This is a genomic window from Dokdonia ponticola, assembly GCF_042653865.1.
Classification (GTDB): Bacteria; Bacteroidota; Bacteroidia; order Flavobacteriales; family Flavobacteriaceae; genus Dokdonia; species Dokdonia ponticola.
In genome coordinates this window covers 15,456-40,530 of sequence record NZ_JBHSFV010000018.1, presented here as the reverse complement: position 1 = coordinate 40,530, position 25,075 = coordinate 15,456, and the positions used below count along the sequence as shown (strand labels likewise).

Genomic DNA, 25,075 nt, shown 5'->3' with positions numbered 1-25,075 from the left:
GGTGGTCGTTTTTCTTTACACGCTCTTGCCTGCGGGAGGCAAGTTCGCGAAAGCGTATATCAACTTACACCTACTCCAAAATATCTTTTATAAATCTTGGCGTATAATTCTCCATCATTTCCAGCAACACAATTTCTGAATCCGATAGGTATTCTTTCTCATCATTAAGTAGGTCTAACTTTTTAAAATCTTCGGCAATAGCATCATTTGTATATCGGTGTATGACCATAGGATGTACGTAGTATTTTCTACAAACATTCCGCGTATTACCAAGCTCTTTTGCCGTGGCATCAAAAGCGGTTAGTAGGTTTTCCTTTTTTTCTTTTTCTGAAGATGCAATTCCTAATTCCAACAAAGACTCAAAGAAAATACTAGTACCTGCCCACGTTCTAAAATCTTTTGCAGTAAACAACTCCCCACAGATATCATGTATATACTCGTTAATCATACCACTATCTATACTGTGCTTTGTGCCACTATCATCATAGTACTGAAATAGTTCCCATCCTGGAATTTCTTCACAGCGATTGACTAGCCTAGCGAGTTTCTTATTTCGAATACTAATGCTATGTTCCTTCCCTTTTTTACCAACAAAGTGAAATTTTAACTTGTCTTTTGCAACAGATACGTGCCGTGTTCGCATGGTGGCTAGCCCGTAGGTTTTATTTCGTTTTGCATATTGCCTGCTCCCGATCCGGATATGGGTTTCTTCCATAAGACGAATCACAAGTGCCAATACTTTTTTTTTGGGCCAACCTGATTTTTCAAGATCGGTGTCTACACGGGCACGGATTTTTGGAAGTTGATGACCAAAGTTTGTCATTTTTAAAAACTTTGTTTGATTTCGCACCTGATTCCATAATGGATGATATCGGTACTGTTTTCTATTTTTCACATCTCTTCCTACCGCTTGTAAATGACCATTGTAGGGGTATGAGATTTTTACCTGTTGCCATGCTGGTGGGATGACGAGTCCCTGAATACGCGCTAATTGATCTTTATCTTTCAGCGGTTTTCCTTCATGTAGATAATCAAAGTCTTTTTCCTTTTTTATACGCTCAATACTCAAAGAATCATCATATACATAGATCAAATCCAGCTTATCAATCACTTGATCAGGAGTGTTTAATAAGGAATTAATAAAATCTAGGTTCTTATAATCGTCAAGATTCATCATATATGTTGGGCTACTAGCAAACTACTTTAAGGCAATTCTCGCAATAGTTAGCTCTCGATTATCGAGTACATTAATTTAGGGTTAAAAATAGACTAAAAATTAGGTATCTTATAGCTTTGAATAGTGACTTTTATTGCTTTCGCGAAAGCAAACCATTCAAATTACGCTAATAATATTATAGTTCAGATAACTATGCCTATAAAAAATGATACGTATCTTTCCTTTTTAAAAATAGAAAACCTAAGGTGTGAGAAAAATACTTAAGACGTTAAAAGCGAGTTATAAACGTACATTACGGAGTATAGCGTTATACCCTGTAGTGATTAGTATTCTTTTCTTACTATTCTCTATAGGTATCCCACAGCTAGAAACCACTTCACTTGTCACCTATCTTAAAGACAAAATCCCTTATTTATTAATAGATAATATAGATACGGCTCGTACCACGTTGTCTACACTAATTGGAGGGATTCTTTCCTTAACGGTATTCAGTTTTTCGATGGTAATGGTGGTCCTTAATCAAGCGAGCTCTAATTACTCACCGCGATTATTACCAGGTCTTATTTCTGATAAAAAGCATCAAATGATTTTAGGTGTCTATATCGGAACGTTGTTATATGCGCTTGTTGCCCTTATAACCATGGACGCAGCTGATAGTGATAGCTCCAAAGAAATTATTGGGCTGACAACAATGTTTGCTGCTATTTTCGGAATTATATGTGTAGGTCTCTTTGTGTACTTTATCCATACCATTTCCAATGCGATACAGATTCACGAGATTACCGATAGGATTGCCAAAGAAAGTGAACGCTATGTAAACGAAAAATGCGAAGAGCCAGAAGCTGAAATAAGTGTAGCAGATCTAAGAAAAACAATCATAAGTCATCGCACAGGATATTACCGAGGTTTTGATATGGGTATTTTTAATAATAGCTTACAACATTTTGAAAACGATTTACAGATCATCCCTTATCAGGATCAGCATGTTTGGAGAGGACACCCATTATTAAAAACAAAAAAAGATATTTCTGATGATGACTTAGAAAAAATACAAGATTGCCTTATTTTTTCTAAAGACCGTCATGAAGACAATACGTATATTGGTGGTATGATTAAACTCATGGAAGTAGCTGTAAAAGCGATGTCTCCAGGAATTAATGATCCAGGAACTGCTATTGAAATCATCACAAGACTAGGACCTTTATTGTATAAAACCATCAAGATTTCTAGCTATACACAAACCAAGAGTAGCTCAGAAAAATGTACGGTCATTCAATCAAATATTACGACAGCCGAGGTACTACGATTAATCGTTCAGCCACTCAGGCAGTATGCAAAACATGATAGTCTGGTGATGCACGAACTTATCCTAATGCTACAATATATCTTACAAACAGATATTGCGCTTCATGAAAAAATACCTGTAAAAACTGAACTTGATGCTATAAGAGAAGACGTTACTTCTCATATTACAAACGCTGCCGATCAGAAACAAATTTTTAAATTATTAGATTGATGCTGTTTCCGCTTTCGCGAAACTACCTATGATAGGCAGAAGCCTGCTATGTGTGATCTGTTAACGGTTAACAGATAACTGCTATTTAATGTCAGTTTACTTTTTTAGTATCCCAAATTTAAAGGTAGAAAAAAGGGAGATCGCCTAAGAGTTTCCATTTTGGGGTTAGGGAGCTCCCTCTACGTTTAACCTCATAAACATTAAACCCGAATTATGCATTAGAAAATCTATTACAACTTAAATAAGCTTCAAAATATACCGTTACACTACCTTTTTAAGTTTAACCATAGCGATGCTATGCTAAAACTCAGAAAACGCCATATTTTATTGCTTCTTTAAACCTCATTACGAAGTTCTAATGCATAATGCGGGTTAAACTCACAGACTCACTACTCACAAACATCTCGCTTTGATTTGGGAATATGTGCTTTAATACCTACCTTAGTTTTATTGCTTTTTTTAAGCTTATTTTTCCATAACCTCTATACAGTATATTGTGTAGTAAACCAACACTCATGTTTATACAAAAGCTTGTTCTTAAAAATTTTAGATCCTTTAGTGACTTAGAGATTGATTTTAGAGAAGTCGTTGATGAGGTGACGCTACAAGAGCAATCCTCTTCTCCTGATACGATGCCAAGAAATAGAGCACGCACCCTCATTCTTGGAGAAAACGGAACAGGGAAAAGTAATATTCTAAAAGCAATCGCATTAGTCACTGCAGGAAGTAATGCGCTTGGAGAACTGTTAGGTCGTGCTGATGATTGGATTCGGTACGGAACGGATGAGTGTCGTATTGATCTAGAAATGACCATAGAAGATGGTTCCTCACGTCATATATGGCTTGAAATACATAGAGGTGATCATTTGAGCGATATTATGAAACGCTCTGGAGAATCCCTTCAAGAGATTGACGCTGCCTTACGACATACGGATCGGAATTATTTTATAGTCGGCTACGGATCTTCTAGAAACGCTGGCTCCGGAGGATCAAATTTTAGGTCCAAACGATCATCTTCACAACGAGCACAATGCGTCGCCTCCTTATTAGATAAAACCGCAGAGCTTAACTCTATAGAAGAATGGGCATTGGATCTTGATTACCGAAGTGATAGCGGGATGGATATTATTAAAAAAGTATTTGACGAATTTTTACCAGATACACGATTTCATAGTATCGACAAGAAAGACCGTCGATTACTTTTAGAAACCAAAGACGGAATTATCCCTTTTAGTGCTCTCAGTGATGGCTATCAGAATATGGCTGCCTGGATTGGTGATATTCTCTATAGAATCAATGATATTTTTTCTGACAGGAAGGAACCGCTCAATACAAAAGGAGTGTTACTGATTGATGAGATTGCGCTTCACTTACATCCCGTGTGGCAAAGAGAATTACTCGGTTTTATACAGAAAACCCTGCCAAATATGCAGCTCATTGCGACCACACATTCGCCTTTTATCGCACAGCAAGCAGGAAAATCAGAGCTCTATACGATTGAAAGAGTAAATGACATCATTCGCCTAGATGTCTTTAGCGGAGACCCAAGTAGTCTTCTCTTACATCAAATAATCATGAGTGATGTATTTGGAATGCCTACAGATGAATCGGTTGAGGTCGTGAACTTAAAGAAAAAAAGATCAACACTCTCCCAACGTAAAAATCAATCCTCAAAAGAAAAACAAGAACTAGAAGGTATAAATGAAAAACTAAAAGATATGCCTATCAAGTCCTATTCAAACAGTATCATTAATCAAGATGAACATGCGACCTTAAAAGAAATTCTAAAATCGTATAAAAAATAGACATGCGTAAGTTATCTAGAATCCGCGATATGGGCATTCCTCCTACGTTTGTAGGAGATCTTCGAAAAAAGCAATTACTAAAATTGGTAAAAACGGAGCGAGATATAAAAAACGGAATTCTAGAAAAGCATAAATTCCCCTCTACTTGGTCGCCGTGTAAAGAGCAATTACACAAAGAAAGCTATTCAAAATGTGCGTATTGTGAATCCCCTACGACAGTGGTTTCCTATGGAGATGTGGAGCATTACCGTCCTAAAAGTAAATATTGGTGGTTGGCCTATTGCTATGATAATTACTTAGCATCCTGTACTTTATGTAACCAAAAGTATAAAAAAGCAAAGTTCAAGACTTTACACACTCCTATAAAACCACCCCTTATTAAGAAAAATAGTACAGATACCTATTTAGAAAAAATCGTAGACCGTATCACGCCAGATCCCATTCAGGAAACCGATGGGGTTCCTTGGGATACTTACTGTCAAGAACATATCGCAGAACGTCCCTTATTACTAAATCCTTACATAGATGACCCAAAAGCCTATTTTGGATGGGAAGTTTCTCCTGAAAATGAATCAGTGCGTTTAGTCCCGCTAGATGCTCAAAATAAGCTTCATAAAAAAATAGTAAAAGCTTCAGAAGAAGACTATGGAATCAATCGGCCTGAGCTTTGTTTCCATCGCTTCGAAGCCTATCTGGTGTACTGTGCTGCTCGTCTTATTAGTGAAGATGTGAATATTCCTGATAACTATAGAACTATGCAACGAAGAATTCGAGAGCGGCTCCTTCGAGATGAGAGTGCCTATTCAGGAATGCTTCAGTATTTTGAACAAAAACCAACAACAGCGATCATCATCCCTTAAATAGGAAGTTAAATGGACAAGAAAATTTGCGGACTAATTTTGCTTTCGCGAACCTGCCTGCAGTAGGCAGGAGAGATCATAGAAAGAATAAATACTTATTAAATGTAATTAGTTCAAACAGTTTTACTATAAACTACTTAAAGTACTCATCTGAATTATGGAAATCTGCATTGATAGATTTATAAAATAAGCAGAAACCTGTAACACTGGCTACAAGGAAAAAAACAGACATGACTATAAGTATAAATCCTAATACCCCTCTAATGGGGCCAAATATGACTAATGCTACAAGAACTGCTGATACAAGAAATCGAGAAACGCGATCCATTGTATTCATGTTTTTTTTGCTTTTAAGCATAGATAATGAATTAGTTACCTCACAAAGGTAATGTTTTTACGCATATAAAAAAGAGAAATATCCTACAAATAAGATATTTAACATTTTTAAAGAGATTACATCGGAAATAAATGAATAAACTATATTTTAAGTGAAATTACAATAAACTATCCATATTGGGGTAAGTTTTGTGTCATCAATCAATTAATCATAAAAAAACGTATGCTTTTTAACTTTGGACCTAAAAGTTCTATTTTATTGATTTTCTTTTTTCATGGTATTGTCTTTTCTTTTTTACTCTTTAAAAAAGGAAAACAAACAGACAACAGTGCTAGTAAATGGTTGAGTCTATTTGTTTTATTATGCACCTTATACATCACCCCTTTTATGCTAGGGTATGCCAGTTGGTATTCTCGAAAAATATATCGTGAAATTTTATTTTTCACTCCCTTCCAGCAAGTCTTGTTGATTGGACCTGTACTCTTTTTTTACACTCAAAGTTTATTAAACATCTCATTTAAACTCTCCAAAAAGCAGTATATCCATTTTGTTCCAGCTTTTTTATATCTGATATACAGTCTCATCATTTTTATCACAGATAAATGGGTGCTATCAGAATTTTATTTTTATGCAGATGGTAGAGACAAAGATTTTGACTTGTGGTATCAAATAGCGGGACTGCTCTCTATGGTATTCTATTTGGTTCTAAGTCTTCGGGTATATGCAAACTATAGAAAGATCGTTTTTGAAACCGTTAGTTTTGCCGATTCTATTTTATTTAAATGGCTCAAGCATTTCTTTATTGTTTTCTTATGTATTTTGCTCTTACGGGTTTTATTTTTCATTCTAAATCCTGAATGGGGTGAGTTTGGAAGGAAATTTTGGTATTACCTCTCCTTTTCAATGCTCTACTACTACATAGCTTTGAGTGGCTATTCTAATACCATCAAAGCTTCTATTTCCATAGGTGATATTCCTACCGATACACAAGAGCCCGAGACCATAATAGTTCCTTTAGAAGATAAAGTTACCGAAACAATACTCCCCGACGCCGATCTTTGGAAACAAAAACTCTTGGATTTGATGCTTCTAGAAAAACTATATAAAAACCCTTCTTTAACCGTATCAGATGTAGCAACACACTTGGATACAACACCTAAGTTGATCTCCTCCATCGTAAATAGTGGTTTTAAAATGAACTTTAATGATTTTATAAATTATTATCGGGTAGAAGCTGTAAAAGAACAATTAAAAAAAGGGGTACAAGAAAACAAAACCTTATTAGGCATCGCCTTAGAATGCGGTTTTAACTCTAAAGCCACATTTAATAGAGCTTTTAAAAAGCACACCGCTCTTTCTCCTAAAGAGTTTCTTGTGGCATTGCATAAATCGTAAGAAACACTAAATTACAAATTGACTAAGATCCAGCTCACCATGAGATCCAGTCCTTACAATGTTGAATGCGTCCTTCGGACTTTTTAGTGCGGAGTTTCACAAAATACGTCTCAAATCCCGATTTGAAGCGTGTAATCCCTCTAAACAAAGGATATTTGTGTATCAATTTAAAACACGTCATGAAAAAAGTAATTACACCTATTCTTATTTTATTATCTTTTATAAGCTTCTCCCAAAACATTCCTACTGATAAAATAGATGCAGTGGTTTCTTCTCTGATTGAGGAAAAAGACCCTAGTTTATTTATAGGCATTGTAAAAGATGGAACTATTGTCTATGAACATTATAGTGGCCTTTCAGATTTACAGCATCAAGTAAAAGCTACCAAGGATTCACGATCTAATATCGCATCGGTGGCAAAACAGTTTACAGCGCTGTGTATCTTAAAATTGAGCTTAGAAGGCAAACTTTCTTTAGAGGAGGATATCCGTACCTACTTCCCTACTTTCTATCCAAACATTAAAGAAGCCATTAAAATAAGACATCTTCTCAATCATACCAGTGGTATCAGAGATTATCCCGATTTAATGGGTGTACAAATGGAGCCTTGGTGGAGACGTGTGGGCATGGATAATGATGATGTCATAGAATTATTGGAAAAACAAGAAGACCTCAATTTTACACCAGGATCGGGTTATACGTATAGTAATTCTAATTATACTTTATTAGCGAAAATTGTAGAGAAGGTTTCAGAAAAGTCTTTTCATGAGTATTCAAAACTAGTATTTGAAGAATTAGGAATGAAAAACACCGTATTTTTAAAAAATTATATGGCTGTTATTCCTAACCAAGTACTTCCCTACTCAGATTGGGGAGATGGAGTATGGCAACAATTCCCTATGCTTACCAATTTATATGGGGATGGTTTTCTATTTACCACACTAAAAGATCAATTGATTTTTGAACAAGCCATCCAAAATGCTCAAAAAACAAATAATCAATTATTACTACAAAGTCAGCTTCCTATTCCTAATAGTGAAATTACCACCTATGGTTTTGGGTTAGAACTCACCGACAGAATGAACTACAAGGCTGTACACCATTCAGGAGGTACAGGCTCATATCATGCACAAACGGCACGCTATCCAGAAGAAGGGCTTTCTATTTTTGTGATGAGTTCTAATAGTAGACTTTGGAGCGGTAGTATTGCAGATCAAATAGCAAATCTTATACTGCCTACTAAAGAATCATCAATGGCTAAAGTAGACTTTGAACGTCTTTCATTAGGGGATGTGATTCCATCCGATTCTCTTTCAGGAAAGTATATCACTGCTGATGAAGATATCATCATCAATATTTTGGAGAAAGATGGGAAAATACAATATCAAAGAGGAAACAATAATCCCTTTACGTTGATAAAAGAAAGAGCAAACCTATATGCTTTTGAAGGCTCTACAACTGATAAAATTGGATTTAGCCAACCTGCTGGAGAACCTATAAACGTCACATTGTATCTTGAAAATCGAGAACCTAGATTTCACACAAAACTTCCTACTACACGATTAAACAGCTATGAATTAGACGCATATACAGGAATATATGAAAATAAGGAATTAGATATTTCTTTTGAAGTTCTCAAAAAAGAAAATACACTATTCATCAAGAAAAAGGGTAGAAAGAAAACACAAGAAATCAATATATTAACACCCTCATTTTTGCTCACCTCTGGGTATAAACTAAAAGTACAAAAAGATGCTTTTAACCGAATTCGTACTATATTACTTACAACAAATCGTGTCGCAAATATCAAGTTTATCAAAAAAACGTCACTAGAATTTCAGCGTGTCATACCAACAGAGAACGGTTCTATACAAGTCACCACCATAGGATCTACAGGAAAAGATAGTGAAATTTTACTCACAAAAAATGATGCCATTGGCAACGAAATTTGGTTTAAAAAATACGGAGGCACAAGCTATGACAAAGCCTTTTCTATTATCAGTACAAAAGATAACGGCTATTTACTCATAGGCGCAACAAGCTCTTTTGGTAACGGAAATTATGATGTTTATGTCATCAAAGTAGATCAAAAAGGCAAGGAACAATGGAGCGCAACCTATGGTGATTTTTATAACGAATATGGGTACACAGGTCAAGAAACAGCTACGGGCTACATCATAAAGGGAACGAAGCAATTTTGCAAATCCAATAGTATGGAGTTAGAAAATAATTGCACGACCAATGTGTGGGAAATTGTAATTGACAAGAAAGGCACTAAGATTTCTGACACACTCCAAGAAGAAATAAAAAACCGTAAAGACGATCAAGAAACGTGGAATAAATAAGGGTCCGCTTTCGCGAAAGCGTACTCATACATAAAGCATTCAGCACGAAAACTAGAAGACGTAATACGTCCAAATCTGATGACTTGAGTACTATTTTTTTACAAAACCAATTAGCCTCCTATAGCTGTGAACCGTTATCTGTTATTTGGTGTCAGTTTCTTTTTTTGTTACCTCAAATGTAAAGGGTGCAAGAAAAAAAGAATATGTTCGCCCTCTAAAGACGGGGAAAAGACATATTCGTTGTAAAAAAATACGATTCGGACATACATGACCAAAGTAGTACGTTTTTTTGCACAAGAGTTTAAAGTTCGGCCTTGGGGGGCTCACTCGACTTATAGACTCCTCAACTCATCAACTCATCAACTCATCAACTCATCAACTCCTCAACTCATCAACTCATCAACTCATCAACTCATCAACTCATCAACTCATCAACTCCTCAACTCCTCAACTCCTCAACTCTCAGGACTTATAAAATAATAAAATTTTAAAATCAGCCCTGTATAATTGTAGTATTCTCACATAAGTGTCACTTTTTTTAAAAATAAGCTAGAATTAAACTATTTTATTGTCTAACTTTGATTGCAAATAGATAAACAATAGTTGCAAGAAAGCAACTCCTAACTAACATCTAGTAAGACACTATGAAAAAAATACTACTCCTTTTCGCTTTTATGATTTCTATAAGCATGGTAAATGCTCAAAATTATTTAGACGTTCTAAAAACTACCTACCATAGTACCACACTCGGAAATACAGAGAATGACAGTGAAACCGATGTAAGCAACGCCAATATTGAAATGTACTTCCCTGTGCCACTTACAGGAGACATCACCATGATTACGGGCTTTACGTATGAGAACACAAGACTAGGTTTAAACAACCTTATCGAATCAACGGGACAAGGGGTTGAAGACAGATCAAGTTTAATTATGACACGCCTTAACTTAGGAGTTAAACTAGATCATGGAAACAAATGGAGTGGTACCTACGTGGCGCTTCCTAAATTTGCTTCAGATTTTGATGATTTAGGTAACAAAGACTTTCAAATGGGAGGACTCGCCCTACTAGAAAAAAGATACTCAAGTAAATACAGCTTAAAATTTGGTACGTATATTTCTTCAGAAAATTTTGGTACTACCTTGACACCACTCATCGGACTTTGGTACAGATCAAAAAACAAAAAGTTTTATATCAATGCCACTTTACCTATCCGTGCAGATGCTAACTACTCCGTGTCAGATCACTTTAGTGTAGGAGCCAACCTGATTACGTCTATTAAGTCATATAACTTAACAGAATTTAATTCTGATTTTTATGTACAAGAAGAGTCTATTCGTTTCTCAGCCTTTGCTGCCTACGGATTTTTGGATGATTCATTAATCCTTCGTGGTCGTGTAGGACTAGATACTACCGATTACGGTGTATACAACCAAGGAGATACGATAGGATTGCAAGTACTTACTTTTCAAGTAGGCGGTGATGATCGTACCCGATTGAATAACGAATTTTCAGCAGCTCCTTTTGTAGGATTTGATCTGATTTATAGAACAGGTCTGTAATTTAGAGACTGTAACATACACAAAGCCCTGTTATCAAATAGATAACAGGGCTTTTATTATTTTATATTTCTATTTTTTAAAAATACATGAAGCTTTATGGAGTTTATATGGTTTAGCTTTCGCGAAAGCGATCTCAGCTTCAATACCACTAACAATACAACCCAATGCGCTAATACCGAATTATAAAAGATACGTATCTTACCTACATGAATAACAGCATATCAATGAATCCCTATAGTACCTGATAAGAATACGTTACCTCATGAAAACACCTTTACTCATATTTAATAAAAATGGAATTTACTGCGAAGCGGCAGATGTCTATTTAGACCCATGGTTTCCCGTAGACAAAGCGATTATCACCCACGGTCATGCAGACCATAGCCGCTACGGTCATAAAAAATACATTACTCACCACACCAATATTCCTATTATTAAGCACAGACTAGGAGATATTACGGTATCTGGTGTTTCATACAACGAGTCTTTTACGATCAATAATGTGAAATTCTCACTACATCCTGCAGGTCATATTATCGGAAGTTCGCAGGTACGTGTAGAACATAAAGGGGAAGTTTGGGTCTTTACAGGGGATTACAAACTCTCGCACGATGGTGTATCTGTCCCCTATGAATGCGTACGTTGTGATACCTTTATCACTGAATGCACTTTTGGACTGCCTGCCTTTGCTTGGAAACCACAAGAAGACGTGTTTACAGAAATTAATACGTGGTGGTCTGAAAATCAAGCAGAAGGCAAAACTTCTATACTATTTGGATATTCATTAGGCAAAGCACAACGCTTACTCAAACATCTTGATCCATCTATAGGGAAAATATATACACATGCTGCTATTGAAAATATGACCGAAGTGATTCGTCCAATGGTGTCTTTTCCAGAAACCACACGTATTACAAAAGAAACGACAAAAGAAGAACTAAAAGGTACGATGGTCATTGCGCCACCTAGTACACATGGAAGTCCGTGGATTCGGAAAATGGTACCCTATGTAACAGCATCTGCAAGCGGGTGGATGACTTTTCGAGGTGCAAGAAGAAGACGCGCTATTGATAAAGGTTTTGTCCTCTCTGATCATTGTGACTGGCAAGAATTACTTACTGCAATTGAAGGGACAGGTGCTCAAAAGATCATTACCACCCACGGCTATACAGATATCTTTTCTAAATATCTTCGAGAAAAAGGGTATGACGCGCGTACAGAGAAAACACAATATGAAGGCGAAGCTAATGAGATGCAAACCTCTAACAAGGAAGTAGAAGAAGTATGAAAGATTTTGCACATCTCATAAAACTATTAGACAGCACCAATAAAACCAATGCAAAAGTAGCCGCACTCACCGATTACTTTACAAAAGCAACCGATGCAGATAAGGTGTGGACAATTGCAATACTCTCACACCGTAGACCACCACGGCCTGTGAATACGACGCTTCTAAGAACATGGGCATCTGAGTTATCTAACATTCCGTTGTGGTTATTTGAAGAATCCTATCACATTGTTGGTGATCTTGCAGAAACAATCGCTCTTATTATTCCAGCCTCTACAGAAACTTCCGAAAAAAGCCTGACCCAATTTGTTCAGGAAATTAGTGCATTAAAAAAGAAAACTGACGAAGCCAAAAAGGAATACCTTTTTGATAATTGGAGTTCGCTGAATTACTATGAACGTTTTGTATTCAATAAACTGATTACAGGAAGTTTTAGAATTGGTGTGAGTCAGAAATTAATGACGAGAGCACTCTCAAAAGCGGTTGCTATAGATGAAGATATCCTTGCTTATAAACTTATGGGGAATTGGGATCCCAATACTATTAGTTTCACCGACTTAGTCCTAGAAGAAAAAGAAGCTGACTATTTATCAAAACCCTATCCTTTTTATCTCGCGTATGCGGTAGAAGATAAGGTTTCCGATTTAGGAGATGTAGCAGATTGGAGTGCAGAACATAAATGGGATGGAATCCGCTCGCAAGTGATTCTTCGTAAAGGCGAATTGTATGTATGGAGCCGAGGGGAAGAATTAGTCACCGATAAGTACCCTGAATTTTCAGCTTTTGTAGATGCACTCCCCGATGGTGTAGTATTGGATGGCGAAATCTTACCATTCATCAACGGACAGATTGGTACATTTAATGACTTACAAACGCGCATCGGACGTAAAAATGTGTCTAAAGCACTGCTCGCAAAAGTTCCTGTGATTTTAAAAGCCTATGATTTGTTGGAATGGGAAGGAAAAGACATTCGGCCCCTACCTTTTAAAGACCGGAGAGTTCTTTTAGAAACCCTCGTAGATACAGTCAATAAGGACGAAATTCCGTTACATATCTCAGAAACCCTTTCTTTTTCTAATTGGGAAGAAATGGCCGTGGAGCGGTCAAAATCTCGAGAAATGCACAGCGAGGGATTAATGATTAAACGTTGGGATGCCAGCTATAAAGTCGGACGTAAAAAAGGCGATTGGTGGAAATGGAAAGTAGATCCGCTGACTATCGACGCCGTACTTACCTATGCTATGCGCGGTCACGGGAGACGTACCAATCTCTTTACAGATTATACCTTTGGATTATGGAATGAGGAGAAGGAATTGGTCACTTTCGCGAAAGCGTACTCAGGACTTACCGACACAGAGTTTAGAAAAGTAGATGCATGGATTAAAAAAAACACCTTAGAACGTTTTGGTCCCGTGCGAAGCGTCACGCCAGAATTAGTATTTGAAATTGCGTTTGAAGGCATTGCGCTTTCATCACGTCACAAAAGTGGAGTCGCTACACGCTTCCCAAGAATACTGCGATGGCGACAAGACAAAAAAATAGAAGATGCCAATACGATAGAAGAACTTAAAATGATGATTCCTAAAACCGATCCCCTATGAATCGACCGGCATTACTACATATCGCCGAAGCTTGGTTTGAGGAACAAGGTTGGAAACCGTTTCCGTTTCAGAAAAAAACCTGGCAAGCCTTTTTGCAAGGAAAACACGGACTTCTAAATGCTCCTACAGGAAGCGGAAAAACATATGCGCTTTGGATTCCTATTGTATTGGATATCATCAAACAAAACCCAGACTATAAAACCAAACCCAAAAAAGGAGTAAAAGCCATATGGATTACACCTTTACGTGCCTTATCTGTAGAAATTCAACAAGCCGCCGAACGCTTTGCAGCAGGAATTGATGCGCCTTTCACGGTAGGTATTCGTACAGGTGATACCCCACAAAAAGTACGTGCTGCTCAAAAGCGGAAAATGCCAGATTTACTAATCACCACTCCTGAGAGTCTACAACTGCTGTTAGCCTCCAAAGGGTATGCTAAAACTTTTGAAAACCTACACGCTATCGTCATTGACGAGTGGCATGAACTTTTAGGAAGTAAGCGTGGCGTACAAATGGAATTAGCGCTTTCTAGACTCAAAGTAGTAGCCCCTCGATTACGAATTTGGGGAATTTCGGCGACGATTGGAAATCTGGAACAAGCCAGAGATGTCTTATTAGGCACCGATCCAAAAACACTAGACAATTCTGTACTGATTAAAGCATCTATTAAAAAGAAAATTACCGTAAAATCTATCATTCCCAATAACATAGAAACCTTTCCATGGCGCGGTCATCTGGGAATTCATCTACTCAATGAGGTGCTCCCCATTATTGATAAAAGTAAAAGTACCCTACTCTTTACCAACACACGATCGCAGTGTGAAATTTGGTTTCAAAAAATCCTCGCAGTACAACCAGAACTGGCAGGTTCACTGGCGATGCACCACGGGAGTATTAGTAAAGAAACCCGTTTGTGGGTAGAAAATGCGATTCGATCGGGTGATCTGAAAGCAGTGGTCTGTACCTCAAGTTTGGATCTTGGCGTTGACTTCGCTCCCGTAGAAACCATCATCCAAATAGGAAGCCCAAAAGGCGTGGCACGTTTTTTACAAAGAGCAGGACGGAGCGGACATCAACCTGGAAAAGAAAGTGTGATCCATTTTTTACCAACACACGCTTTAGAACTTATAGAAGCCTCTGCACTTCAGAAGGCAGTCAAACAAAAAATCGTAGAAGATCGTATTCCCTACCTCAATAGCTATGATGTACTCGTTCAATATCTGGTCACGCTCGCCGTATCTGACGGATTTTATCCAGATGTTATTTTTAAAGAAATCCAGACCACTAGTTGCTTTCAGGCAATAACGCAAGATCAATACCAATGGATTCTTAATTTTTTAGTACTAGGAAGTCAAAGTTTACAGGCGTATGATGAGTATCGCAAGGTAGAAGTTGCAGAAGATGGGAAATTTAAAGTGAATAGTCGTTTGGTAGCCATGCGCCATAGACTACAAATAGGCACGATTGTAAGCGATGCCAATCTAATGGTAAAATATCTAAAAGGGGGCTATATAGGAATGATCGAAGAGTGGTTTGTTTCCAAACTAAAACGGGGAGATGTCTTTACGTTTGCGGGTAGAAACCTAGAGTTGTTTAAAATTAAAAATATGCAAGTCCTCGTAAGAAAATCCAATAAAAAAACAGCTAAAGTACCTAGCTGGATGGGAGGACGTATGAGTTTTTCATCAGAAATGAGCGATATGCTTCGTGAGGAATTGTACAACGTTAATCGTACTGATCTTCCACTCTCTAAGGAATTAAAAGCATTAGCGCCAATTTTTACAAGACAACAAAAAGAAAGTATCATTCCATCCAAAGATGAATTTTTGATAGAAACCTTTAAAACCCGCGAAGGCTATCATGCTGTCTTCTACCCTTTTGAAGGACGTTTTGTACACGAAGCTATGGCAAGTCTCATCGCCTATCGGATTAGTTTATTATCCCCTATTACCTTTACCATTGCTTATAATGATTATGGGTTTGAACTTTTATCAGATCAGTTTTTTGATGTTCAAGAAATCATTGATAACAATCTCTTTACACCAGAATACCTCAAAAGCGATTTACAGAAAAGCTTGAATGCCACAGAAATGGCTCGGCGTAAATTCAGAGATATTGCAGTCATTTCTGGGCTTGTATTTACAGGCTACCCGAACAAGCAAGTAAAAAATAAACACCTACAATCAAGCTCACAATTACTCTTTGATGTATTTGGAGATTATGAGTCTGATCATTTATTATACCAACAAGCATTTACAGAAACATTTGACCATCAGCTAGAAGAAGGCAGATTACAACTCGCTATGGAGCGTATTGAAAAACAAAAAATCATTTGGAAACATTGTGAAAAACCAACACCCTTTTCATTTCCTATTATTACAGACCGCTTACGCGAAAAATTATCATCAGAAAAACTAGCTGACCGTATCAAACGAATGGTAGCGTTACTTACTAAATAAGTTAATTATCAGTGATGAGTCGTGAGTCTTTGAGTCATGGGATTGTTAGTTTAAAAAGTTTATGGGTTTGCTTGAATCTGATGTATGCCCTTGATTAGACTTAACCGTCTACATTTTTCACTTTTCACTTTTAACTGTTCCTAAAGTTATAATCGCCGATGGATACCAAGAAAAAACATGCAAACCTATACCCATTCTACAGGCTTATATGTCCTAGAATGTATATCTTAGTCTTGCATGGAAACGACAGAAATCACCGTCCAAAATCAAACATTGATACTACACCCCTCTGGAGCAATTTTCTGGAAACAAAAAAGCTATTTGCTTATTGCAGATGTACATTTTGGGAAAATCACCCATTTTAGAAAACACGGCAGCGGAGTACCTCAAAAGGCTATTCAGGAAAATATTGAAAAACTAGAAAATGTATGTTCCTATTTTAATCCAAATACCATTATCTTCATGGGGGATCTTTTTCATAGTCACTTAAATACAGAATGGATACTATTTAAAAAATGGGTAGAAAGCAATGTATTTAAAATACAATTAGTCACGGGAAACCATGATATTATTGCTCCCCTACTTTATGAAGAATTAGGAGTTCAAATTTTTGAAGAACGCTGTATCGATACAATTCTTTTAACTCATCATCCAGAAATCAGAAATGGTTTTTTTAATATAGCAGGCCATATTCATCCAGGAGTTCAATTAGTAGGTACAGGAAAACAATCATTAAAAGTCCCTTGCTTTTTCATGAAACCTAATCAGCTGATACAACCCGCTTTTGGAACCTTTACTGGCAACTATATTCTTATGCCAACACCAAAAGATCGTGTTTTTGCGGTAGCAGATGATCAAGTTATAGAAATAGTATTGGGCCTTTCATAATCGTCACATATCCCACTAAGAAGATGGTATAAACGTATTGCTTTCAGGAGATATGCTATGAATCATCTGTATCATCTCTTGAGGAGACTAATACTGACTTTTAAGATACAGTTTCTGAGGAACTGAACGTCTTGATTTTTCTAAAACAACGTATTTTGTTTTTAGTATAAACCACACCAAGTATAAAACATAAATAACGCAAAATCATATACTTCAATTCCTACGTATATAATAATAAAAGTCCTTTCTCATACATAGTTAAGAGCTCTAAATGGTTAAAAACTCAGAGAAGCCTTTAAATTTGGTTTTTTTTAATTAATTTTAAGAGGAATACATCAAACGGAAAAAACAGATCACTATGGCTTTATATAACTTAAAAGTAAACGGAAAAAAACAACAAATAGAAGTAGATGAAACGACTCCTATGTTGTGGGTATTGCGAGACCATTTGGATCTAGTAGGTACCAAATTTGGTTGTGGTGCCGCACAGTGTGGCGCCTGTACCATTCATTTGGACGGTGACGCCGTACGTTCATGCGTCACACCCGTCTCCGTCGCTGCCGAGTATGACATCACCACCATTGAAGGGCTTTCAGAAAATGGTGATCATCCCGTACAAAAAGCATGGCTCGCACACGATGTGCCACAATGTGGCTACTGTCAAGCGGGTCAAATCATGAATGCTAGTGCCCTCTTAAAAAAGAATCCATCACCTACAGATGATGAAATCGATGCCGCTATGGATGGTAATATTTGTAGATGCGGTACGTACACACGGATCAAAGCAGCCATCAAAACAGCCGCTAATCAAAATGCAACAAGCTAATTAAAAGGACTTCTAATAAAGAAAAAAGAAATCATGAGTAAAGCAAAAACAAACGTAGGAAGAAGGTCTTTTATTAAAAGTGTGGGCTTAGCAGGTGGAGGAATGATGATCGGCTTTAGCTGGTTATATTCGTGCAAAGAAACTCCAAAAGGAGAAGCCATCGCAGCACTAGAAATGCCCGAAAATTGGTATGAACTCAATGGGTTCCTAAAAATAGGAGAAAATGGAGTCGTGACCATCATGTCTCCCAATCCTGAAATAGGTCAAAACGTAAAAACCTCTATGCCCATGCTTGTGGCAGAAGAGCTAGACGTAGACTGGAAAAATGTCATCGTAGAACAAGCACCGCTCAATACAGATATATTCACACGCCAGCTGGCGGGAGGAAGTCAATCCATCCGTCAGGGATGGGAATCGCTTAGAATGGCAGGTGCAACTGCCAAACACATGCTCAAACAAGCTGCCGCAGATGCTTGGGGTGTGCCTTTCGGCGAAATAGAAGTCAGCGAGGGAATCCTCTCACACGCAGCGACCAACCAATCCGCAGGATTTGGAGACATGGCAGCCGCAGCCGCCAGTGTTGAAGTACCCGAAGAAGTAGAACTCAAAGAAAAAACAGATTTTAAAATTATAGGTACCTCCCGTAAAAATGTAGATGCCCAAAAAATTGTGACGGGTCAACCCCTATTTGGACTTGACTATAAAGAAAACGGAATGCTCATTGCCATGCTGGTGCAACCACCAGCCTTTGGAATGCAATTCAAATCCATGAATGCAGATGCCGTATTAAAAATGCCAGGGATCAAAGAGGTGTTTGTCATGGACACTTATAAAGACGTAAAAGGCATTAGTGCCTTTGACACAACAGCCTTTACCAAACTACCTGTGGTGGTTGGAGAAACTACTTGGCAAGTACTTCAAGCCAAAAAACAACTAGACGTTGCTTGGGAAAATGCACCTGATGTGACTGTAGAAATGAATTTCTTTGGACGCAATACCACCAAAAACTATCCCGCAGGTCTTGAAAATTCAGACACTCATTTTAAAATCATGGCACAAGAGGGTGCCAAAAACGCTACAGTTGCCCGAAAAGATGGAGACCCAGAAACCCAATTTAAAAATGCAGCTCGAATCATAGAGCGTAGCTATTCGTGCCCATTCCTTGCCCACAACACCATGGAACCCATGAATTTCTTTGCCCATGTCACTGCCGATGAAGCAAAACTCGTAGGACCCATCCAAACACCAGAAATTATGGAGATGAGCGTTTCTGAGCGACTCGGTCTCCCTAAAGAAAAGGTAGATATCATGATGACACGCCAAGGTGGTGGTTTTGGACGCCGACTCTATGGACATTTCCTCGTAGAAGCGGCTGTCATTTCTCAGAAAACAAATACACCTATTAAACTGATATACACCCGCGAAGATGATATGACCAATGGTGTCTATCGCCCTGCCTATTACGCTACCTACAGGGCCGCTATCGATGAGAATAATAATGTAACCGCTTTTCACGTCAATGCGGGAGGAATTCCAGAAAGTCCACTAGCAGCCAATCGTTTCCCTGCTGGGGCGTTTGAGCATTATCTAGCGGAGCAATGGGAAGTAGAAAGCAATATCACCACAGGGGCCTTTAGAGCTCCTCGTTCTAATTTTATCGCAGGAGCGGAGCAATCCTTCTTGGATGAATTAGCAGAAGAAGTCGGCAAAGATCCTATTCAATTCCGATTGGACTTACTTGCCAAAGCAGAGAGCAATCCTATCGGTGAAAACAATGATTATGACGCAGCGCGCTATGCAGGCGTACTCAAAAAAGTGCGCGAAACGTCTGATTGGGATACCCCAAAAACGGGCGTAAGCCGAGGCGTTTCTGCATATTTCTGTCATAACTCCTATGTCGCACAAGTATTGGATCTCGAAATGAAAAATAACGAGCCCAACGTAAAAGAGGTTTTCTGTGCTGTCGATTGTGGAATTGTAGTCAATCCTGATGCCGCCGAAAACCTTGTACAAGGAGGTACCGTCGATGGGATTGGACACGCGATGTATAGTGCCATTACCTTTAAAGATGGTCAACCTGAACAACGTAATTTTGATACCTATCGTTTGATCAGGCACAGCGAAGCCCCTTCTAAAGTGAAGGTCGATTTTGTGAAGAGTGATATCAACCCAACAGGACTAGGCGAACCTCCGTTCCCTCCTATCATGGGTGCGGTGGCTAATGCTTTATACAAAGCCACTGGAAAACGTCATTATCACCAACCCTTTATGGGCAATCAAGAATTAAAAGGATAAGCTAGCGAGTTTTATAGAAATATCAGTTTTTCATACTTAAAACCATTTCTCACAGAAATCGCTACGCACGTACCCACTATGACGCACGAATTTAAGGAACTCATCGTACAAGGCATTCAATGGCAAGAACAAGACATTCCCATGGTGCTTGCGACAGTTGTTGCCCTAGACGGCTCTTCCTATCGTAGACCTGGCGTTCGCATGCTGATGAATGCACACGGAGAATGGAAAGGCGCTGTGAGTGGTGGCTGTGTAGAAAAAGAAGTCTATCACCAAGCACAACAGGTTTTCAAAACGGGTCAGGCACGCCTTATGAGTTATGACGGGCGTTTTCGACTTGGTTGTGAAGGAACGATCTATATTGTATTAGAGCCGTTTTCTGTTGGGTCCGCTTTCGCGAAAGCGTTTACAACCCTACTTAAAGACAGAGCAACTTTTTCCTGTACGACTTATTATGATCGTACCACCTGCAACGAAAAACCAACTAAAAAAATAGGAACGCTCGTCCATCTAGGCAAAGAAACGTATGGATTTGATGCTTCATTTGAAGAAATCGACAAAGACCAAGCGCATTTTTTTCAGGAGTTTCCCCCTCTTTTGCAACTCTATATTTTTGGCGCCGAACATGATGCGGTTGCCTTATCAAACATGGCGAGCAACGTAGGCTGGGAGGTGCATATTATCGCACCACCTGATGAGCAAAAAACTAGTGCCTATTTTTCAGGTGCTAGTAGTTTACAAACCCCTACGTTTGAAACTCTAGACACTTCGGGCATTGACAACACCACTGCCGTGGTTTTAATGACGCATAGTTTTCATAAAGACATTCAGTATCTGATGGCATTACGCGATACCCAACCCCTCTATTTTGGATTATTGGGACCACTACATCGACGAGAACGTGTGTTTTCTGAATTTTTAGAACGCTTCCCCGATACCGAACCTGAGTTTTTAGAAAAAATACACGGGCCTGCAGGCATTAATATTGGCGCAGAAAATGCCTCTGAAATTGCGATATCCATCATCGCGGAAATCCTTACGGTTCTACGAAAACAACAACCCATGTCATTGCGAGAAAAACAAGGAGCAATTCATGAGTAATATCCAAATCCTCTTATTAGCTGCAGGTGCTTCCCGGCGTATGAAGCGATCAAAACCTTTATTGCCTTGGAAAAACAAACCGCTCATTGTTCATCAAATTCAACAGCTGCTCGCCACCTCCTACCCACTTACGGTGGTATTAGGCGCCAAAGCCAAAGACATTCTCCCAGAAATAAAAGACTTAAAAATAACAACGGTTGTCAATAATCATTGGGAAGACGGTATGGGGAATTCATTAGCCTATGGCATACAAGCAATCCTCAAAGCATCACCCAACGTGCAAGGTATCTTAATTGCACTTGTGGATCAGCCGTTACTCACTACTATACATTATGAGCGTATTCTCAAGGCTTTTACCTCTAATACAAAACAAATTATCGTTTCTGCCTCTAAGCAAGGCGTGACAGGTCCTCCTGTATTATTTGATGCTTTTTATTTCAACGAATTAACACAACTCACAGCTGACGAAGGGGCTAAAGCTGTCACAAAAAAGCATAAAGAGCAAGCCGTGCATATTGCTATGGATTCGGCTATTCAAGATATAGATACGCCAGAGGAGTTTGAGAGGTTGAGAAGTGATAGAGAATAGTACCATTCCTTATCATCGTTTTAGATCTTAACTTATAGAACTAATTTAAACCCACAACTAAAATATGATATGTAATAAAATGTTCTGTTTTATACTATCCTTTTAATTTCTTAATAGTAGCGCTATTCAATAAAGATTTCATTTGGGTAATTGCCATTTTGTTCAATTCAACAAGTCTTTCTGGTTGCGTCATCCCTTGACCAATAAAAACGGCGTTAATACTTTCCATGTTACTCAATACCACCAGTTGCTCAATAGTGGCTTCGTCTCTTATATTGCCTTTTGTATAAGAGTTTTCATCACGCCATTGTTTTGCTGTTTTGCCAAACAAGGCCATATTGAGCATATCTGCCTCATTAGCATATACTAAGCTAACTTGTGATTTACTGAGCTCTTGAGGTATTAAATTAGCTTTTATAGCATCTGTGTGTATGGTGTAATTTACTTTGGCAAGCGTACGTTGTAAATTCCAATTTAATTTAAGACGATCATTTTCATCTTCTTTAAGGCGTTGGAACTCTTTTATTAAGTACACCTTAAATTCGGCAGAAATCCACATTCCAAACTCAAAAGCAATATCAGAGTGGGCAAAAGAGCCACCATACCTTCCAGCTTTTGCTTTTAGTCCAATCGCATTGGTTTTTTCAACCCACTCTTTTACACTTAACTTATAGCTATTGAGACCTGCTTGACTTTTAATTATGGCGAATTCGCCATAATTAAAATTTGGGTTATATACACTTTCCCATATTCCTAAAAACTCTACGGTGTTTCTATTTCTTAACCAATCTGAAATAAAGAAATCACCATCCTTAGCCTTTATCATATCAGTCAAGGATATATGCGTTTGACCAGATTATTCTTTGATAGTTATCTCCGTCCCTTTTACTTGTATTGTCTTATTTTTTCCCATTTTAAAATTTCATCTATCATTCCGTATCACAGATCATTACAATATCATAAAAAAACTAAAGACAACTAATTGCCAGCGTGTATTTTATAAACCTAGTTATCAACACAAAACGTAATACCCTACCCCCCAATCCGAATCATACTTCGATTATCTGTATGCGCTTTGGGATCATTAAATTGTTCGGGGGTGTTGAGACCGCCGCGCATGGCAAACTTGCCTAATACCGCTTTTTGAATAATAGGTTTGATATCACCCCCAGCGCGATATACTGTGAGTAAATCACTTTCGGTGTTGGAAAACAGACAGTTTTTAAGTTGGCCGTTGGCGGTGAGTCGGAGCCGATTACAGGTATCACAAAAAGGATTGGTCACCGTGCTGATGATCGCAAACTCGCCTTGATAGCCAGCGATTTTGTAGTTTTTTGCCGTATCATTGGGCGCATCTTGGAGGCGGACTATTTTCGGTCCTACCTCTCCAGTAGGAAATTTCGCGAACCTGCCTGACCGGTAGGCAGAAGCGGACTCTACCGTATCCATAATTTCTTGATAGGAAATGGTTTTTTCTCGATTCCACTGATTGCCATCAAAAGGCATAAACTCTATAAATCGGACACTTACAGGATGGTCTTTGGTAAACTGAATAAAATCAAGCAACTCGTCATCATTGATGCCTTTCATTAATACGACATTGATCTTGACGTTAAAACCGGCATCGATGAGTGTAAACGTATTAGCGTAGACCTTATCAAAATAGTTGCGAAAGGTAATTTTCTTGAATTTAACGGGATCCAACGTATCGAGACTCAGATTGATATTTTTAACCCCATGTGCCTTCAAAAGATCCAAATGCCTATCGATACTCACCCCATTGGACGTAATGGAAATGGAGATGGGAAGACTCGCTAATTTTGTCAAAATCTCTGGAAAATCTTTCCGTACTAAAGGTTCACCCCCTGTGAGTCGTACTTTGGTCACGCCATAATCGACAAATAGTTTTGTGATTTCATACACCTCTTCGGCGTTCATAAGATGTGCTTTGGGGGTCAACGGAACGCCTTCGGAAGGCATACAATACGAACATCGCAAGTTACAGCGCTCCGTAAGAGAAATACGCAGATAGTTGTGTAGTCTGCCGTGGGTATCTGTGAGTATGTTTGTGGTTGTATCCATTAGTGGTTAGCGCCTTTGATGATATCAAAAAGATGTAATACTGCGGGAAATATGGCTTGCATAGATTCCCTTGCCCCTGCGGTAGATCCAGGAAGTGCGAGTACGAGACTATCCCCTATCATGCCTGCAATACTTCGGGAGAGCATGGCGTAGGTAGTGCGTTGTTGCCCATACGACCGAATGGCTTCTTCTATCCCTGGTATTTTCCGATCTAAAAGCGGTTCTAATGCCTCTGGGGTTTGATCTCTCGGAGATAGTCCTGTTCCCCCTGTAAAAATAATAAGCGATCTGCCTAGCTCTTGTTGCGTCTTCACCACTTTTTGAATCGTCTCGATCTCATCAGGAATAATGCTATACTCCTGAATGGCTACCTGATGCTGCTCTAATTGGTCAATAATCGCTTTTCCAGCTTTGTCTTCGTTCTTTCCTTGTGAAATTGAGTCTGAACAAACAATCACTGCCGCAGTGAGCGTACTGGTCGGTTTCTTATGATCTGACTTCCCTCCTTTTTTATGTAACAATTTGATATGGTGAATCTCAATGCCTTTATCAATGGGTTTGAGCATGTCGTACAAGTTAAGTGCCACCACACTCGCACCGTGCATGGCTTCGACTTCCACTCCGGTTTTGTAAATGGTTTTAATGGTACATTCTATATGAATTGCCAAGGCTTCGATACGATAGGTAATGCCTGTGTATTCAATAGGTAACGGATGACAATCGGGAAGGATATCGGGTGTTTTTTTGACAGCCAATAAGCCTGCAGCCCTACTCATTTCAAAGACATTGCCTTTGGGTACCGTTCCGTTTTGGATGGCTTCGATGGTTTCTTGTTTACTCACCATCACCGTCGCTTGGGCAGTAGCGATTCGGAGAGTGTTATTTTTATGTGTGATATCGACCATGGAGTGTCTGTATACTGTTTGCCTTTGGGGGCGTTATTATTTTA

Annotated in this window: 20 protein-coding genes; 15 read left to right on the top strand and 5 right to left on the bottom strand. The window is 38.5% G+C overall.

The window, feature by feature from the left end; all coding sequences use genetic code 11:
• Positions 1-70 precede the first annotated feature (70 nt).
• Complete coding sequence (locus tag ACFO3O_RS20760; RefSeq protein WP_379982462.1) at positions 71-1,177, bottom strand: DNA topoisomerase IB; 1,107 nt, start codon at positions 1,175-1,177, stop codon at positions 71-73.
• A 247-nt stretch (positions 1,178-1,424) separates the two neighbouring features.
• On the opposite strand from ACFO3O_RS20760, the gene ACFO3O_RS20755 reads away from it, so the two are divergent.
• The 3 genes from ACFO3O_RS20755 to ACFO3O_RS20745 all read left to right on the top strand — a co-directional run bounded on the left by ACFO3O_RS20755 (position 1,425) and on the right by ACFO3O_RS20745 (position 5,358).
• Complete coding sequence (locus tag ACFO3O_RS20755) at positions 1,425-2,693, top strand: DUF2254 domain-containing protein (RefSeq protein WP_379982460.1); 1,269 nt, start codon at positions 1,425-1,427, stop codon at positions 2,691-2,693.
• A gap of 515 nt (positions 2,694-3,208) precedes the next feature.
• Positions 3,209-4,498, top strand: a complete 1,290-nt coding sequence (locus tag ACFO3O_RS20750) for an AAA family ATPase (protein ID WP_379982458.1) — start codon at positions 3,209-3,211, stop codon at positions 4,496-4,498.
• Positions 4,499-4,500: 2 nt separating this feature from the next.
• On the top strand, positions 4,501-5,358 hold the full coding sequence (locus ACFO3O_RS20745) for an HNH endonuclease family protein (RefSeq protein WP_379982457.1): 858 nt from the start codon (positions 4,501-4,503) through the stop codon (positions 5,356-5,358).
• Positions 5,359-5,491: 133 nt separating this feature from the next.
• On the opposite strand, the gene ACFO3O_RS20740 is transcribed toward ACFO3O_RS20745, so the two are convergent.
• Positions 5,492-5,695: a YgaP family membrane protein gene (locus ACFO3O_RS20740; protein WP_379982455.1), complete on the bottom strand. Its 204-nt coding sequence runs from the start codon at positions 5,693-5,695 to the stop codon at positions 5,492-5,494.
• 222 nt (positions 5,696-5,917) lie between these two features.
• Between ACFO3O_RS20740 and ACFO3O_RS20735 the strand changes: the two genes are divergently transcribed.
• From ACFO3O_RS20735 to ACFO3O_RS20680, 12 genes are all read left to right on the top strand, one after another.
• Positions 5,918-7,090 (top strand): helix-turn-helix domain-containing protein, encoded by a 1,173-nt coding sequence (locus tag ACFO3O_RS20735; protein WP_379982453.1) that lies wholly within the window; start codon positions 5,918-5,920, stop codon positions 7,088-7,090.
• 179 nt (positions 7,091-7,269) lie between these two features.
• Positions 7,270-9,435, top strand: a complete 2,166-nt coding sequence (locus ACFO3O_RS20730) for a serine hydrolase domain-containing protein (protein WP_379982451.1) — start codon at positions 7,270-7,272, stop codon at positions 9,433-9,435.
• A 267-nt stretch (positions 9,436-9,702) separates the two neighbouring features.
• Positions 9,703-9,915 carry a hypothetical protein gene (locus tag ACFO3O_RS20725; RefSeq protein WP_379982449.1) on the top strand — a complete coding sequence of 71 codons (213 nt, stop codon included), beginning with the start codon at positions 9,703-9,705 and terminating at the stop codon, positions 9,913-9,915.
• A gap of 164 nt (positions 9,916-10,079) precedes the next feature.
• Positions 10,080-10,997, top strand: coding sequence for a hypothetical protein (locus ACFO3O_RS20720; RefSeq protein WP_379982447.1), 918 nt, complete (start codon positions 10,080-10,082; stop codon positions 10,995-10,997).
• A 262-nt stretch (positions 10,998-11,259) separates the two neighbouring features.
• Positions 11,260-12,285 carry a ligase-associated DNA damage response exonuclease gene (locus tag ACFO3O_RS20715; RefSeq protein WP_379982446.1) on the top strand — a complete coding sequence of 342 codons (1,026 nt, stop codon included), beginning with the start codon at positions 11,260-11,262 and terminating at the stop codon, positions 12,283-12,285.
• Positions 12,282-13,886: an ATP-dependent DNA ligase gene (locus ACFO3O_RS20710; protein ID WP_379982444.1), complete on the top strand. Its 1,605-nt coding sequence runs from the start codon at positions 12,282-12,284 to the stop codon at positions 13,884-13,886. Before ACFO3O_RS20715 ends, ACFO3O_RS20710 begins: the two co-directional genes overlap by 4 nt.
• Positions 13,883-16,345 carry a ligase-associated DNA damage response DEXH box helicase gene (locus tag ACFO3O_RS20705; RefSeq protein WP_379982442.1) on the top strand — a complete coding sequence of 821 codons (2,463 nt, stop codon included), beginning with the start codon at positions 13,883-13,885 and terminating at the stop codon, positions 16,343-16,345. Before ACFO3O_RS20710 ends, ACFO3O_RS20705 begins: the two co-directional genes overlap by 4 nt.
• A 237-nt stretch (positions 16,346-16,582) precedes the next feature.
• Positions 16,583-17,233 (top strand): ligase-associated DNA damage response endonuclease PdeM, encoded by a 651-nt coding sequence (gene pdeM, locus ACFO3O_RS20700; protein WP_379982440.1) that lies wholly within the window; start codon positions 16,583-16,585, stop codon positions 17,231-17,233.
• A 358-nt stretch (positions 17,234-17,591) separates the two neighbouring features.
• Entirely contained in the window at positions 17,592-18,059 is a 468-nt protein-coding gene (locus ACFO3O_RS20695) for a (2Fe-2S)-binding protein (RefSeq protein WP_379982438.1), read from the top strand.
• A gap of 33 nt (positions 18,060-18,092) precedes the next feature.
• Positions 18,093-20,354 (top strand): xanthine dehydrogenase family protein molybdopterin-binding subunit, encoded by a 2,262-nt coding sequence (locus ACFO3O_RS20690; protein WP_379982436.1) that lies wholly within the window; start codon positions 18,093-18,095, stop codon positions 20,352-20,354.
• Positions 20,355-20,432: 78 nt separating this feature from the next.
• Positions 20,433-21,455: an XdhC family protein gene (locus ACFO3O_RS20685; RefSeq protein ID WP_379982434.1), complete on the top strand. Its 1,023-nt coding sequence runs from the start codon at positions 20,433-20,435 to the stop codon at positions 21,453-21,455.
• A complete protein-coding gene (locus ACFO3O_RS20680; protein WP_379982432.1) occupies positions 21,448-22,044 on the top strand; it encodes a nucleotidyltransferase family protein in 597 nt (198 codons plus the stop codon). The genes ACFO3O_RS20685 and ACFO3O_RS20680 overlap by 8 nt, the downstream gene beginning before the upstream one ends.
• A gap of 94 nt (positions 22,045-22,138) precedes the next feature.
• Here the strand turns inward: ACFO3O_RS20680 and ACFO3O_RS20675 are convergent, their stop codons facing one another.
• From ACFO3O_RS20675 to moaCB, 3 genes are all read right to left on the bottom strand, one after another.
• Positions 22,139-22,879, bottom strand: coding sequence for a KilA-N domain-containing protein (locus ACFO3O_RS20675; RefSeq protein WP_465251769.1), 741 nt, complete (start codon positions 22,877-22,879; stop codon positions 22,139-22,141).
• 197 nt (positions 22,880-23,076) lie between these two features.
• Positions 23,077-24,126: a GTP 3',8-cyclase MoaA gene (gene moaA / locus ACFO3O_RS20670; RefSeq protein WP_379982430.1), complete on the bottom strand. Its 1,050-nt coding sequence runs from the start codon at positions 24,124-24,126 to the stop codon at positions 23,077-23,079.
• A complete protein-coding gene (moaCB, locus tag ACFO3O_RS20665) occupies positions 24,126-25,031 on the bottom strand; it encodes a bifunctional molybdenum cofactor biosynthesis protein MoaC/MoaB (RefSeq protein WP_379982428.1) in 906 nt (301 codons plus the stop codon). Before moaCB ends, moaA begins: the two co-directional genes overlap by 1 nt.
• Positions 25,032-25,075: the final 44 nt, after the last annotated feature.